12 protein-coding genes are annotated in these 15619 nt (G+C 65.1%); 2 read left to right on the top strand and 10 right to left on the bottom strand.

Annotation, left to right across the window (positions count from 1 at the left end; genetic code table 11):
* The coding region (locus ACFXN1_RS38295; RefSeq protein ID WP_379463832.1) for an ISL3 family transposase at window positions 1-1047 on the top strand (1047 nt) is incomplete at its 5' end.
* A 36-nt stretch (window positions 1048-1083) separates the two neighbouring features.
* Entirely contained in the window at window positions 1084-1749 is a 666-nt protein-coding gene (locus ACFXN1_RS38290; protein WP_379463830.1) for a hypothetical protein, read from the top strand.
* Between the two features lie 481 nt (window positions 1750-2230).
* Here ACFXN1_RS38290 and ACFXN1_RS38285 read toward each other — a convergent pair whose 3' ends face one another.
* From ACFXN1_RS38285 to ACFXN1_RS38240, 10 genes are all read right to left on the bottom strand, one after another.
* The gene (locus ACFXN1_RS38285) at window positions 2231-5473 is read right to left on the bottom strand and encodes a protein kinase (protein WP_379440750.1); all 3243 of its coding nucleotides are present in this window, start codon (window positions 5471-5473) and stop codon (window positions 2231-2233) included.
* Window positions 5474-6214: 741 nt separating this feature from the next.
* Complete coding sequence (locus ACFXN1_RS38280) at window positions 6215-6802, bottom strand: 3-hydroxyacyl-CoA dehydrogenase NAD-binding domain-containing protein (RefSeq protein ID WP_379440748.1); 588 nt, start codon at window positions 6800-6802, stop codon at window positions 6215-6217.
* A 731-nt stretch (window positions 6803-7533) separates the two neighbouring features.
* Entirely contained in the window at window positions 7534-8010 is a 477-nt protein-coding gene (locus ACFXN1_RS38275) for a hypothetical protein (protein ID WP_379440747.1), read from the bottom strand.
* Entirely contained in the window at window positions 8007-10076 is a 2070-nt protein-coding gene (locus ACFXN1_RS38270) for a hypothetical protein (RefSeq protein ID WP_379440745.1), read from the bottom strand. The genes ACFXN1_RS38275 and ACFXN1_RS38270 overlap by 4 nt, the downstream gene beginning before the upstream one ends.
* The gene (locus ACFXN1_RS38265; protein WP_379440743.1) at window positions 10073-11035 is read right to left on the bottom strand and encodes a hypothetical protein; all 963 of its coding nucleotides are present in this window, start codon (window positions 11033-11035) and stop codon (window positions 10073-10075) included. The genes ACFXN1_RS38270 and ACFXN1_RS38265 overlap by 4 nt, the downstream gene beginning before the upstream one ends.
* Window positions 10947-11858, bottom strand: a complete 912-nt coding sequence (locus ACFXN1_RS38260) for a hypothetical protein (RefSeq protein ID WP_379440742.1) — start codon at window positions 11856-11858, stop codon at window positions 10947-10949. The genes ACFXN1_RS38265 and ACFXN1_RS38260 overlap by 89 nt, the downstream gene beginning before the upstream one ends.
* A 68-nt stretch (window positions 11859-11926) precedes the next feature.
* On the bottom strand, window positions 11927-13363 hold the full coding sequence (locus ACFXN1_RS38255; RefSeq protein ID WP_379440740.1) for a tyrosine-type recombinase/integrase: 1437 nt from the start codon (window positions 13361-13363) through the stop codon (window positions 11927-11929).
* A gap of 26 nt (window positions 13364-13389) precedes the next feature.
* Window positions 13390-13674 carry a hypothetical protein gene (locus tag ACFXN1_RS38250; protein ID WP_379440739.1) on the bottom strand — a complete coding sequence of 95 codons (285 nt, stop codon included), beginning with the start codon at window positions 13672-13674 and terminating at the stop codon, window positions 13390-13392.
* 43 nt (window positions 13675-13717) lie between these two features.
* The gene (locus ACFXN1_RS38245; RefSeq protein WP_379440737.1) at window positions 13718-14212 is read right to left on the bottom strand and encodes a hypothetical protein; all 495 of its coding nucleotides are present in this window, start codon (window positions 14210-14212) and stop codon (window positions 13718-13720) included.
* A complete protein-coding gene (locus ACFXN1_RS38240) occupies window positions 14205-15599 on the bottom strand; it encodes a cytochrome P450 (protein ID WP_379440736.1) in 1395 nt (464 codons plus the stop codon). The genes ACFXN1_RS38245 and ACFXN1_RS38240 overlap by 8 nt, the downstream gene beginning before the upstream one ends.
* Between the last annotated feature and the right edge of the window lie 20 nt (window positions 15600-15619).

The raw sequence follows: 15619 nt of genomic DNA, 5'->3' as shown, positions 1-15619 counted from the left end.
CGTCCGATCGAGGTGCTCGCCGACCGCACCGCCGCGACGCTGGCGCAGTGGCTGCGCGGGCATGCCGGTGTCGAAGTGGTGTGCCGTGATCGCGCGTCGGCTTATGCCGAGGCGGTCAAGACCGCCGCACCGCACGCGATCCAGGTCGCCGACCGCTGGCATTTGTGGCACAACCTCGCCGAGGCGGTGGACAAGACCGTCGTGGCCGAACGAGCCGCCCTGCGTGCCACCATGGAGCAGATGCCGGAAAAACCTGCCGCGCAGTCTATTCCGTTGCCATCGGTCGCGCCGGCGGAGGGGCGATTGACGACACGAACACGGGAACGATATGCCGCTGTCCGCGCTCGTATCGAGCGTGGGGACGGTATCTCGGCGATCAGCCGTGAACTGCGGCTGGATCGGAAAACGGTGCGGCGCTTCGCCCGTGCGGACACCGCCGATCAGCTACTGGGCGCCGAGCGGGTCCGCGACAGCCTGCTCGACCCGTTCAGAGCCCACCTGCACGACCGGTTGAACACCGGTTGCCGCGACGCCGCGACGCTTGCGGCCGAGATCCGGGCGCTCGGGTATCGCGGCAGCGTCCGCACCGTCCGCCGCTATGTGCAGCCGTTGCGTGAACACCTGCCGCTGCCCGCCCCGATTCCGGCGCCGCCGACCGTGCGCCAGGTCGCGCGGTGGATGACGTGTCGCCCGGACCGGCTCACCGACGGCGATCGCGTGCAGCTGAAGCAGGTTCTGGAATGCAGTGAGGTGCTCAGGGTGACGCATCGGCAGGTGCGCGAGTTCGCCGACATCATGACCACCCGCACCGGCAACCAGCGCATCCAGTCCTGGATCACCAGAGTCACCCGCACCGGCGCGCCCGCGCTGCGAACGTTCGCTCGCGGGCTGCGCAGCGACATCGACGCTGTCACCAACGGCTTGACCCTGCCGCACAGTTCCGGTGCTGTCGAGGGCAGCGTGACGCGAATCAAGCATTTGAAGAGAAGTATGTACGGGCGTGCCAAATTCGACCTGCTGCGCATCCGGATCCTGCACCCCAACTGATTCCACCGGCCGGGCGGGGCTGGCAGGATAGGCACGGTGGCGAACATACGACGGCGCACACCCGAACCCGAACCGGGCCCGACGCGGATCCAGCACACCCCGGGCATGGCCGATGAGATGATGCGTGAGCTCGCGCCATTTCTGGCCGAGGAGGGCATCGATATCGACGATATCGACGTCCCGGACCTGGAAACGTTGAACGCCGCGTTCGCCCGTGCGGTCGAGCGCCTCAACATGATCCAATCCACCCCGGTCGGTGCCGCCCGCGACAACACCCTCGCCACCCTGCGCGGGGTCGTCGTCGCCCTGATCAACGGCGACGATGCGGCCGCGACCGAGCTGCTCGACGCGATCCCACCCACCGCCACCAGCCCGGACGACGCCACCGTCTCCGGCAGCATCGGAGTCGGCACCGGCCTGCTCGACGACTGGCTCTGCGGCCGCAACCCCGACACACCGAAAGGACTGGCCGCCGCCGTCCGCCTGCCCCGCGGGCACTGGATCGGCGAACGCGCCGCCACCGACCTGCTCGCCCTGGCCCGAAAACACCGCGCCTTCGCAAAACAAGACGCCGTCATCGCCAGCCAAGGCGGCCTGCACGTCCTCTACGGCACCGCCCTCGCCCTCACCGGCACCATCACCACCTGGGCAAAACTCACCCACAGCCCCGCCACCGAACTCGCTGACACCCACATCGCCTGAGCACCAAGGCATTTCACGGAGTTCGCGCCAGAGCCAGTTCAGTGAGCGCCATCAGCGGCCAACGCCATGGCGAAGGCTCGCAAGAACTACGCCTGCACCAGCCCAATCACCCGTGCCTCCGGCAAGAACAAGATCATCGCCGCCCGGTTCGTGCACAACGACCGCCTCATCGACGCGCTGATCCGCCAAGCCTTCAGCGCCCTGACGGTTGTCAACGGTCTCACCCGGCGCCGCAGTCGCAGCCGCCACCGTCGTGGGCCGGAAGGTGTCGGGACCGGTTTCACTCGCGCGATGTGGGCGAACCTGCAGACGAGACTGGCTGCATTGCAACGTGATACAGCTGCGGTTGTCGACGCTGCGGCAACCGCAGGTGTTGTCTCGGTAGAGAAGAGCCCTGCTGGTTGGAGAGTCAGCCTTCGCCGAGCGGAACCAGCGCAGGGATCCTGCCTGGTCGGTGGGCGCGGCGGTGGAGACAGACTTTTCAATTCCGCGTATCAGGACGCAGGCCTTCATGGGAATGTTCGACGGCCCATGCCGCAACCTGTATTCGTGACGTGAAGCCCAGTTTGGTGAGGATGTGCTCCACATGTCCCTGTGCTGTGCGTTGTGAGATGCCCAGCCGAGTTGCGATTGCCTTGTTGGTCAAGCCCTCAGCGATGAGGTCGACCACTTCGCGCTCGCGCTTGGTCAAACTCGCTGGTCCGGGGCCTGCTGGTACCACAGCTTCGTGTTGCTCACCAAGCGCGAAGTCGAGTGCGGTATCGAAACCCATTGCGCTGCCTTCTTGACGGGCGGCCGCGTATCCCCGTGTGCCGAGTACGTCACGGGCGCGCTGCTCGCATTCCTGGTGGTAGGCCAGCATCTGCCGATACACGATGGTGGAACCGCCGAACGATCGGCCGAGCTTGTCCGCGGCGCCCAGCAAAGCGGCCGCCCGCCGCACATGCTGCTGCGCACATACGATCCAGGCCAGGATCTCCAAACTTATGGCGGCGATGAGCGGATCATGCACGCGGCGAGCTGCTCGCAGCGACTCGGCCAACAGCTGTTGTGCCCGATCGGGTTCGCCCTGCTGCCAGACAGCGAGCGCCAGCGGCCGCCATGCGAACGATTGAAAATATGTCTCGCCGCTGGCCACTGCTGTAGTCAGGACTTCTTCGAGACGAGCGACAGCTTGTGGCATATCCCCATTCAGGACATGGGTCCAGCCGAGTTGGGCCAGTGCTCTCATGCGGAACGAAGTCTCACCTTGGGCGCTGAATTCTTCGAGTGCATCATTCAATTGGTAGTTCGCGCGTATCAGATCGCCACCAGCTAGAGCGGTGAACCCGTCTGTGTAAGCGAGCCTGCTATGAACAGTTGGGTCGTCGGTGATTTCGGCAAGGGTGCGCAGCTCTGCCACGCCCTGAGCTGCGGCCGGAAGGTCTCCGAGAGTCGCGGCGAATACACTGGCTGTGCAGAGGGCCTTGGCGCGGTCCGCCGGGGGCGCGTCGGGTGTGTCTGCGAGGGCGCGCTCGCACCAGCGGCGCCCCTCGCGCAGTAGCCCGGTGGCGGCCCAGTAGTCGTAAAGAGCTGCTGCGGTCCGCAATCCGGCTACGCCGCCGTCTGATCGATTGAACTCCAGTGCCTTGCGCAGATTCGGTAGCTCACGGTTGATCCTTGCGATCCATGCCAGCTGGCGCGAACTCACCCAGTCCGCCTCGGCCTCGAGGCCCAGGTGCTCATACCAGTCACGGTGACGGCGGCACAGTTCGTCATGCTCACCGGCAACCTTGATCTTCTGAACACCGTATTCCTGCACTGTTTCCAGCAGCCGGAAACGCACGGCGGTTCCGGCCTCTTCGCGAATAAGGATCGACTTGTCCACCAGCGCCGACAGCGCATCCATGAACTCCTGCTCGCTCAAGTCTGCACTGCAAACATCCTGAGCGGCGTCGAGCTCGACACTCCCCGCAAAGACAGACAGCCGCCCCCACAACCGTTGTTCGATCGGTGTGCACAGGTCATAACTCCAGCCGATGCACCACTCCAGGGTTTGCTGGCGTGTCGGGGCACGCCGATTGCCGCGTGTCAACATGGCAAACCGATTGTTCAACCGCGCGAGGATCTGGTCGGTGGACATCGTGCGCATCCGGGCCGCAGCCAGCTCGATCGCCAGCGGCAAACCATCGAGCCGAGCGCAGATCCCAGCGACACTGGCTCGATTGCCCTCGGTCAAATGGAAGCCTGGTACCGCCCCGGCGGCTCGCTCAGCAAACAACGTCACAGCGTCGTAGCCGAGCACTTGCCGCAACGAGAGGCCCATTGTCAGGTCTGGGAACTTCATCGGGGGCACCGCCAACACCGATTCGCCACCGATACCGATCGCTTCCCGACTCGTGGCCAAAATCCGCAGCTGCGGGCAAGCCAGTAGGAGCGACTGCGCTAGTTCAGCGACCGCATCGATCACCTGCTCGCAGTTGTCGAGCACCAAGAGCACCTTACGTGAGGACAGGAATGCCACCAATACGCTCAGCAAAGGCCCGTCGACTAGGCGGATACCGACGGCGGTGGCGACTACGTCCACCAATGCCGCAGGATCGCGCAACTCGCTCAACTCGACCAGAAAAACGCCGTCAGTGAAATCCGCCTGGAGTTTGTGAGCGACCCGCAGGGCGAGTCGGGACTTACCTACACCGCCCATCCCGGTCAGCGTCACCAGACACGACACCGACAGTCTGCTCTTCGCCTCGGATACCTCGCTGCGCCGATCCACGAAACTGGTCAGCTCGAGCGGGAGGTTCCCGGAACGCTCCTGCGCGCCAAGATCGGCGTCGGAAACGTCGGCCCCTCGTGTGGACGCGGCCGTTGGCCGGACTTGTTGCTCGCCTCCCGGCTCGGCCCGCAGCGCCATCTGATCGACGGGGAAGCGGTGAGCGCGCTGGACCGTCCTTAGTTGCTCGCCGAATTGGGCGGCTGTGGGACGGCGTTGCTCGTCCCGGCACATCGCTGTTTCGACTGCCGTGCACACGTCCTCGGGTATCCCCTGTTCTCGCAGGTCGGGCAAGGGCTGGGACGTGATACGCAGGAACTGTGCCACCACCTTCTCGCCGCTGCGGCGCTCGAATGCCGCATGACCGGTGAGAGCGCAAAACAACGTGGCACCCAGCCCATACACATCCGAGGCGGGGCTCGGTGCACCACCGCCGAGGACCTCGGGCGCGGTAAACGCCGGTGAACCGGTAACCGCACCTGTCGCGGTCCGGAAGCTTCCGGCAAGGTGAGCAATACCGAAGTCTGTCAATGCCGCGTCGTCATAGTCGGTGAGCAGAATATTCGAGGGCTTGATATCGCGATGCAAGATCTCAGAGCGATGCGCCGTTTCCAGCGCAGCGGCCATTTTCACTCCCAAGCGGACCACGTCCTCCACAGGCAACGGGCCGTGATCACGTATCCACGAGTCCAGCGAACCGAGCCGGTGGTACGGCATAACCAGGTACGGGCGCCCGGACGCGGTTTCGCCCACCTCGAGTACTCCGACGATATTCGGGTGGCCCGTCAAGCGGCCCATCGCGCGCTGTTCGCGGAAAAAACGCTCCCGATTCTCCGCAGGCCCCCCGGTGAGGACCTTGACCGCGACCACCCGATCCAGCGCGGGCTGCCTGCATCTGTATACGACACCGAAACCGCCCTGCCCGATCTCCTCGGCATCCTCTAACCCTGCCGCGCTCAGCTCCGCGACCACTCCAAGATCACGTTGCGTCTTTATCGATCGGCGTCCATCCCCGGCCACTCGCAATACTCCTGTCAGGGCTATATCAGACTACCCAGGCATTCGGAGATTAAGTAGTAGGTACCGCAACGCGGCCACCATACCGGACATGAAACGACAAAGGAGCCCGAGCGACTGTGCAGCGACATCGGCGAATTCGGCCCGCCGTGAGCCGGTGAAGCCGTAGGCCAGTCCACCGAGCGCGTGCGGTGTTCCGACGACGACACCTCGCCCGCCGACTGCATCGAGCAGGAGGCGTGACTTTAGCCTTATTTTAGCCTGGATCGTGTCTCACGCCGTGGATCTCGCCTTCGCTAGCTTCTTGTTGTAGCAGGTGAGTGCGGCAGCCAACGTCTGGAAGGCGCTGAAGTGGATCCCTTTGCGCTCGAACCGCAGGTTGAGCCGGTGGTAGGCGTTCAGCCACGAATCTGCGCTCGATGACCCAGCGATGCCGACCAAGGTGCTGCGACGATTGGGACTGCCACGCGCTGATCTCGGATCCATCGACGCAATTCGGTGATCTCATATGCCTTGTCCGCGTGCAGGCATTCACCGTTGATGTTGGCTCAGTGGACCCGAACGGTCACATCCGGCTTCGTGGGGTGGTGCGGCGTCGGCGAGGGGCGAGGTTGTCGGTGAGGGGTGGTGAAGCAGATTTCATCGGGTTCGCGGTTTACGTTGGGCGGTGTTGTTTTCGTTGAGCTGGATGCCCGGCTAAAAGGGTCGTCGCCGGACTGTTGCAGGCGGTCCGACGACGAGTGCGGGCCAGGTGCGAAGGGTTCCCGGGCCCGCGCCCCTCCCCGGTCCCGGCGCGCACGCCGGCAGCGCCGGAACCAAAACCTGATGGACGAGAAACGGATTCGAGCGTGCGGTCAGTAGCTGTAGAACCCGCGGCCGGTATTGCGGCCCAGGAACCCGGCATCGACCATGCGCCGCAACAACATCTCGGGCGTAGGCGGTGACTGTGTTGACGACCGCACGATCCGTCTTGAGAGTGGCGGCGATCTCGACCAGCGGCAACACCGGAACTGGATTGAAGAAATGCACTCCGACCACGCGTCCCGGGTTGGCAGTGACGTTGGCCAAGCGGCTCACGGGGATGGAGGAGGTGTTGGTGGCCAGGACCGCCCCCGGCGCCACGATGGGGTCGAGTTTGGTGAAGAACTCGACCTTGAGTACTTCGATCTCCGATACATGTTCGATGACCAGCTCGCGGTCGGCGAAGTCATCGATGGAGGTGTTGACAGCGATCCGGTCCGCAGCCCGGTCAGCGATGTTCCGGGCGAGTTTGCCGGCCTCCACCGCACGGCTCAGCGATCGCGCGATGCGGGCGCGGGCGGCGACCTCGGCGATACCTGCACCCATAGGGCGCCACCGATCACACCGATACGGTGCATCGACACTGCTTATCGTTACTCGGGTGAAAACCGTTGATCCTGAATCGGTTCCGGATCAACTTCGGAAGCGGATGACGTGAGCGTGATCGGCTGTGTCCACCGCCACCGAACGCGGTCGCGCTGTCGAGGGCGCGATGCCTCTGCGGCCGGTGTGGTGCCAGGATCGCTCGCCACCGTCTGTGAGCACGCGAGGCACGCTCGGCGAGTGGGGTACTGCGGGCACCGCTGGTCAACCATGCAGCCCCGGAGTGGAGCTCCATGAGAAGCGCGGTGAGAAGGGCGAGAGCGTTCATGGGTAGCGATGCCATCGAGGACCAGCGGCGCTGCGTTGTCGGTGCTGGTACGAGCGGCCAGGCCAGGTGCCTCCGCGGCGGGTCAGCTCCCGGCGGCGGTCGAGGTTCAAGCCCTCACCCGGTTGCTCGACACTCTGCCCACCGAACCCGGATACCTAGACGGCAACGCCTTATTCCAGAGCGGCGCGCTTCCACGCCGCTGATCTAGAGCCCTGCACTCAGGATACGAGGTGTGCGTGCGGTGCCCGCCCGCCGCCGTCGATGCTCCGAACTTTGTCGGCCGAGCCGGCGACTCCTAACGATCATTTATCTGAGCAGCTGCCTGTCTCACATCCGAGTCGAGCTACTCGGGAGGGCCACCACCCCCACGATGGTTGGAATTGTTCTGCGCTGGGCCGCCTTTCAGACGGTCAGGAAGCATGCGGAGTTCTCCCTGCTCGGCGAGTGCACGGCGTAGGGCGTCGTTGTCGAGTGTGAGGGCTTGAACATGTTGCGCCAGAATGTGATTCGTGCGCCGCAACTCGATGATCTCCTTGTTCTCGGTACTCTTGAACGCAGTGAGTTCGGATTCCAGTTGCCGGACACGAGCTCGTAGGGTCGCCGGAATCTCCGAGTCGGTGCCCGGTTGACGGTCTGCTCGTTCGGTACGTAGCCGGGCGAGGATCGCGGTTGCCCGGTTCGCCGTCGCTCGGGAGACGCCCGCTTCACGGGCGAGATTCGCGACGGTCAATTCGCCGTCGGTGCATGTGGGTTCGCCGTCGAGCAGACGTTCCAGCGCCTTCTGCAGAGCCGCTGCGGTGTTGATGCTGACCTCGGTCATGCAAACCCGCCCTCGACCGGCAGGAGGGCCGCCATGGTGGCGATCTGGTTGTGCAGGGCGGCGCGTTGGATCGGTGAGAGCCGTTGGATGGCCAAAAGTTGCTCCGCGTCGGCTATGACCTGCCGGATCGCCGGTTCATGGCGAGTGGTGACGCACGAATTGCGGCACAGCGCAGATTGGCAGTGATTGATGATCGGTCCCGCCGACTCAGGTGAGTCTGCGCGGTGGTGGCGTTGGCACAGCGCGGCGGCGGGGTCGAAATAGCAGTCGTTGAGCACTCCGGGGTGATAGGTGCGCGCGGTGTTGGCCAACATCGCCCGTAGTCGAGAGGTGTCCGCGATGCGGCCGGGGAAGTCGCCGAGTTCGGCACGGATGTGGTCGAACTGTTCGATCAGCCGTGCTGGGGTGCGGACGCCGGCCTTGTAGTCCTCGTACTGGTCCAGAATGGAGTCCAGCCGGGCGAATTCGCGTTCAGCGTCGATCTCGGAGGGAAATCCGGATGCGCTGGTGCCGGCGTAGCCCTCGAAGATCGCGACCCGCACATGCTGATACTGGATCTTCCCCGCGACCGCGCCGAAGGGCTGGCGGGCGATGTGCCAGGCCACCGTTCTACGGAACTGGCGGGTGGTGAACCGCCACTGGCGGCCGTCCACCTCGGGAATCGGGTCATGGGGGCGCACGGCGGCAAGCCGATCACGAAAAGCGTTGAGCCACACGTTGATTTCCTGGGCAGGCAGGGAGTCGATCTGGTCGCGGTTGTGGGAGAAACGAGTGAACAGGTACTCGCTGTCGGTGAGCTGCTCGAGGATCGCGACGGCACGAGCGACGGGTTCGGTGACCACCCAGGTCGCGGCCTCGCCGGTGGCTTTGCGGCCCTTGTAGACGGTGCCGCGCAGTTTGTGTCGCAGCAGGATCCGATCCTCGGTGTTCTCGGTGAAATGGCAGCCGCGCCGCAATGCCTGGACCTCGGAATCCCGCATGCCCGACAGGTAGGCGGTCACCACGTACGCTGCAGCGAGCAGATGCCGACACTCGATGTGCAGGTCCGGCAGGTCGAAACGGTCACGCCACGGCGCTGCGGTATCCGGGTCCAGGCTGATCGGGGAATCCATCCCGCCGGGTTCGAGTCCCAGTTCCGCAGCGGCGGTGAGGATCCGGCGCCGATGAGAAGCGCATTTGAGGGCCTCTTTACGAACACCGATCATGCGGGCGATCAGGGCCAGGTTGATCTGCTCACCGAACCGCGTCACCACGTTCGCCGGCGCCGCGGGAAGCCCCCGCCCTTCGTTGCGCCGTTGCCGCAGGAACAGCTCCAACCGCTGCGAGATCTCGCCCCGCTGCGAGGGAATGAAGCTGTTGTCCAACCTTTTCCGCTCTTCCACGGCGGCGAGGATGTCGCGGCTGGCGGTCTGAACGTAGAACAGCGCGCCGCGCAGATAGGGGGCCAGGACCTGCGGGGGTATACGCGGCGTGGCGTTGTCGCGGTTGTTGCGTCGTCCCGAGATCTGGCGGGCGGTGCGCCCCTGAAACGGGATGCGGGTCAGTCGATCGAAGGTGAGCTGGTCCCCGGACCGGTGGAGCAGGGTCAGCAGCCAGGCGTGACGCGCGCGTTCGTGTGGCTGCCATTTCGTACTGCCCGCCGTAGCGATGATCACGAAGCGATCCAAAACCATGTCGTCATCGATGTCGGCCAAACGCAGCCCGGGGTGATACTCGGCGAGGTAGGTGAACAGGACACGCAGAATACGTATCTCGCGCGCCACGGTCGCCACCGAGGGCAACCCCTGGCCACCGCGGTCGACGGGCGTGGTCAGGCGGGCAGCAGCGTATTCCTTGGCGGTGATCCGCCAGAACCGATCACCGATCCGGTCGAACCGGATCCTCAGCCCGCTGAGGTGGGTGTTGGGAGCATGGTGTGCCGCCGACAGGTCCCAGATGTCGTCACCGAACCGCGGTCCGACGCCAGCACCCGGGCGTAGTGGCCGGCCGACCAGCACCAGTGCATCCTGTTCGACGTGAGCCGACCGGAATTCGTTCGCGGGCTGCCTGATTGGGTGCGGGTTCATTCGCGGGCTCCGATTCCTGGCAGCAGCGGTGGCAAATGTTCGAGCGGATTGTCGGCCTCGGCGATCGCTTTGGCCACCACCACGACATCGACGGGAAACGCAGGAAGGATTTGGGTGAGAATCCGCTGCCTGGTCCTGGCATACGCGGCATCCCATGCTTGTGCTGGGAGCGTGGCTCGCTGGGCCTCGATGTGGTCCAGGAACGCCAGCACCGCAGGCAGTTTCCGGCTGGTGATGATCGCGTTGGAGCAGTCCAGGCAACTCCAGAACGGCACCGGGCATGGCTGCCCCGGGCTGCCGAACGGGGAATCGGTGAAATCGCGACAGGCCGAGAGCCACACATCCATTTCCCCGATCAGCAACGGCTGTACGCGCTCGGCTGCAACACCGATCATCGCTGGTGCCCGGTCGGGGTCGGCAGTCAATTGCTGCTCGTCGCTGATGGTCAGCACGCGGAATCCGACTGCTTCGGTGAGAGCCTCGGTCAGCCCGTCTGCGACCGCGTTCTCGTGGATCTCGCGCAGCGCGGGAATGTCGGCGTAGTGGGTCGCGGCTACCTCGCTGGAATGTCCGCGGGCCAGCAATGGCAGCTGGCCGCCGGTGGCGCGGTAGAACTCGGCTTTGTAGGTCTTGCGCAGTCGCAGGAAGTTGACCTGCAACGGTGCTCCGTCGACGTCGATCAGGCCGTACCGTTTCACCAGCGCCGCGCTACCGGACCGCGGATGCACCCCAATCCCGCTGACGCACAGGCTATGTGGCGTGTGCAGACAGCGTAGCCACAGCTCGCTGTGCCCGGACAGGTGAACCCGCGCCTGCCTGGTGAGACGTATCGCCAACCGCAGCAAACCACCCGGAGTGGAGGCGTTGCCGTCACGCACACGCAGCCGGTTCCATTCCTGACCGTGTCGTCGCCGCTTGAGGTATTCCACCTCCACATGCCCCGACACAGGGTTCTTCAAGCAGTCGATCCTCAGCGCGCGGACCGACTCCGGCTCCAGCCCGGAGTCGAGCACGAACAGGATGGCAAGAGCCGCGAGGTCGATGTCGGCCGGATACAGCAGATGATGCAACCTGGTCAGATCCGGGTGTCGAGGACCTGCCCCCCGCGTGATCGGGTCCGGCCTCCCGTTCGTAGTCGCGAACACCGAACACGCCGCGCCGATGGATCTCCCACAGCAAATTCGCGTCGCTGTGCCAGCCGCCCACGCGCGGATCCTGCCCTCGGGCCAACAGCGCCGGACCCTCGACGGTGATGCGGCGGACCGCGTGGCGAATCTGCTCTCGACACGCCGCCCGCAGCGCGGTGGCCACCTGCGACGCGTACGCATCGGCACCAGCCGTCGGTCTCGGACACGGCATCCTCCCGACGAACCGCAGCCGCGCGGGCATGTCCGGGTGCAACACAGCGGGCCGAAGATCACGCAGTTGGCGCAGCAGCGCCACCACCTTCGTCAGGTAGCCGAAGGCGGTCCGAGGAGCGGGGGCGTGCGCATACATCTGTGCCTCGAACCGGTCGAGCAGTTGCGGCGTGACGTCGGCGAGCGTGAGCTGCGCCGGATCTTCTGTTGCGGCCGTGAGGAATTCGTCGAATTTGCGGATTCCTGTCAGATAGGCATGGGTCGTCGACCGGGACCGCACCCGACCGCCGACCTGTGCGAGCTGCCACATCGCGCCGGCCAGCTCCCGCGCCACCTGCGGGCAAGCAGCGGCAGACAAGTCGACCGTGCATTCGCGTTCGTTCGGAAACCGCACCGTAAACACCGGCGATACCAGATCGAGCACTCCGACCCCCGCGGCGGTGGACGGGCAGAGCTGATCAGGGAATTGGGCCCGACGGCGGGCGCCACGTGTCATCGCAGGATCACCCCGGCCTCGGTCAGCAGATCTTCCAGCTCGGTATCCTCGACGCGATCGGCAAGTTCGGCGACGGCATCATCGATGAAGTCCTGAGCCTCGGCCACCGAATCCAGATAGATGAACGTCGTGGTGACCGACGCGTGGCCGAGCAACTTCTGTAAGCGCTCCAACGGATCCCGCATCACTCGCCTATACGCGTTGTGCCGCAGATCCGCCGCCCCAGAGCGCATCCCCGCAATCTGACGACGCACAAGCTGGGTCAGCAGATGCACCGCGAAGGTGTGCCGCAACGTGTGCGGGCCTGCCGCGATATCCAGCCCCACACTGCGGCACCGTGCGCTCGCCCGGCCGAACACCGACTCCCAGGAGCTGGCCGACATCGGCGTGCCGCGCTCGCTCACCCACAACGCCAAAGGACCGATCACACGGCCGGTCTCATCGACTTCCATGAGCCGCGCACGCAACTCCGGAGTGGCGTTAGGCCACTTCCACGCCGACCAGGGCCCGCACACCATGTGGTCGGCGTCGAACCCCGACCCGACCACACCGCCGTGGCGATCAGGCATTCGGACCGGCAGCCACCGGCGATCCTGAGACCACCCGCGAGCCTGCGCGCGCTGAATCGCCACCGCGCGTTCGGCTTCGGTGTAGTCGCGGACCTGACGCAGCACCCTGTGTGGCAGGTAGACCACACGGCCTCGTCCACCCTTGGCGACCGGAGCCGGCAAGTCGAACCGAGCCGAGCGTGCGCCATCAGAGACGTCGATCACCGGCAGTTCGCACGCCAGCAGGCTGTTGACCTCGGTCAATCGCAGCCCGGTCGTCACGCACAGGTCCGCGAAAACGGCATTGCGAGAACCACAGCGATTGACGAAGTTCGGATCCTCCGCGCCGGACGGCTGGCAGCCGCGCAGACCCACCTCCCGGAACCCGGTATAGCGAGGCATCGACAGAAACCGCACATCACCATGGCGGGCTGCCTTTTCCCGCGCTCGGACCACCGAAACACCGCCCGAGGACCGCTGCTGAACCGGTCCGAATGGCGCTATCGGCAGCAACTCGACCGCCAGCGCCCATTGATAGAACTTCTCCAGCGCCGCGTCCGAACGGTTCCATGTAGTCGCCGATACCTGAAACGGCGGGTCCGACAAGCGGCGCGCGGCGTAGAACGCCTCCAGATCCGAACGGTCTGCAGTCAATAGCGTGCGCCCGCGGCGCTCGAGGAGAAACCGTTCCCAGGTCACCAAGTCCCGTGCGTATGCCCGCCAACTGCGTCGCGATCGCACCCCTAGCGTTGGCAGGGCGCGCAGGAAACGGTTCAAGACCCAGTGATACGAGCCGTCCGAGGCCAGTATGAACGGCAACCCCTCGGGAATCACCCACCACCCGAATCGATCCGCGCGCTGCCCGGCATCCACCGCGCCGACCACGCCCGGAACCGGTGAGGCCAACAACCCTACATGGGTGAAGAAGATCTCCATGGACTCGGACCGTACAAGGCAGTGAGACAGTGAGACGCAATCACTGTGAGCAGATAAATGCGGAATTGTCCGGCCTGCAGGGTGGTGATCGCGGCGCGGTGATCGTCGGTCAATGCCGCGGTGTAAGCAACGTTTTGGTCGGTGCCTGTGATCTGCAGGGCCGGTGGCGTGGCAGGGTCAGCGCTCGCTGGCGCGGCCGCGAGGACGGTGGACACGGTCAGGAAAATCAACGTCGGGGCAAGGCATTTGGCGATTCGCATGGTTCTCTTTCGTGGTGTGGCTACGGCTCGCGGATGCGGACCTCTAGCTGTCCGGACCGTGTCCGAGTGCTTCAGTGCCGTCGGCCGAGGCGGATTCGGCTGTGGCCTTCACGTGTGCGAGCAGCCGTGTTTGCGCGGTCGCGACACCGCGGTAGACGATCGGCAGGAGCACCGGGGGCGCTGTGACGTCCACGGTTTCGCGGACCCGGGTCTTCTCGCCGTCTGCCTGGCAGGTGTGGCGGGTGTGCAGGTGGATGCCGAAGGGGAGTTGGGTTGCGTAGATGACGGTTCCGTCGTTCTCGTCCCAGGTGATGCGGGTGCGGTAGCGGATGGTGAGCGCGATCGGTCGCGGGCCGATCCGGTCCAGGACGGCGTAGTCGTCGATGCTCTGCGCGCCGTCGCTGCGGCTGCGCAGCAAGGCGGCGTCGACGACGTAGCGGTCGTGTGCGGGAATGTCGTGGCGCAGGGCCGCGATCTGGTCGCGCACGAACGCGAGTGGAGCCGCAACAAGAAGATCCTGCTGGAATTGCCTATGCATTCGTCAGCACCGCCTGCGGTTTCGGTGCCCGCACAGGCAATTCGGCCACGACCGGCCCGCTGGGGTAGGTCAGATGGACACGGCACCGGCGGGCGGGAATGGGGCCCGGGAACGAAATCTCGCGGGCGGTGAGGATCGCATCGCACACGCCGGTGATCAGCACCCGCGAGTACTCCGCTGCCACGCACGAGAACGGGCCGGCGCCGAACAACCGTGGCCGCGTTACGCCTGAGAACCGTTCGGGCAGATAGTCATTCGGCCTGTCCCAGGTCTCCGAATCACGATTCAGCAGCCACGGCGCAACGCCCGCGAGGGTGCCGGCCGGCAAGTAATACCGGTGTCCATCGTGGCTGTACTCGAGGGGCTCGCTCAGGCTTCTCACGAGCGAGGATATGGGATTCAGACGGATCGTTTCCCACATGCACCAGCTGAGAAGGGTGGTCCTTTGGTCGGTGGTGGCCAACGCCTCGCTGGTGCGGGCATCGGTCACGGCGTCGACCAAGGTAAACAAACTGTAGCTGCCCGGGTACGCGGTGGCATTCCACAACACATACATCGTCATCCACGAGCAATTGTCGCGGTGCACCCCGGCGGCATGGATCGCGGCGAACAAAGGCGAGTCGGCGTCACCGATTTCGCGATGCGCACGACGCAAGATGCCGACGAGCCGCCGCGAGGCTCGATATTCACGCATCGCAAATCGCGCCGGCGTGACTGCCAAGGCAGCTCGAGGGATATCAATGCCATCAGCGATTGACCTCAAGACCGGGATGAGCTCCTCACCGAAGCGAGACCAGAATTCCTCGCCCGCGAAGAACCGGATCGAGATCTCGTACACGGCCTCGTAGAGGACTTCCGCCAGGTCCACGGATGTGCCCCAGTGCCGCATCCGATCCCGCGTGACCGTCTCGATCAGGGCCGGAAGGCCCGCGACCCGGTCCGGGGACAGCATCTGCGCCATGATCCGGCGGCCCATCAGCACCAGTTCTTGCAGCGAGTCGTGATCATCGATGCGGCCGTGGCGCGGGTACCACATGCCGATCACAGGGACCCGGGAGAACACCTTTCCCATCCCGGCATCGCTGGCCGACAACCCCATCAGGGTTTCGTAGCCGTCCTGTCCCGGCAGATAGGTCAAATCGAATTGGCCGGGAATTCGGATTGTCCACGGGCGGTCGCCGGCGTGTGCGGCGGCCTCACGGACGAGACCGATGGGATCGAATATGGTGCGCCACAACCGAGATGCGATGCCGACGACAGGCAGGGCGTCGGGGCCGTGAAAAGCCAGCGGAACCGGCTCGAATCCGGCCGGCACCACAGGCGGGCACCGATAGACGGACTGCCCGCGGCCGCGCGCGATGGCCGTGAGCGATTCGACGACCAACATAGGTGAGTGCATGAGCAACC

The organism is Nocardia sp. NPDC059154, from assembly GCF_042755705.1.
GTDB lineage: Bacteria > Actinomycetota > Actinomycetes > Mycobacteriales > Mycobacteriaceae > Nocardia.
This window is presented reverse-complemented; position numbering and strand designations above follow the sequence as displayed.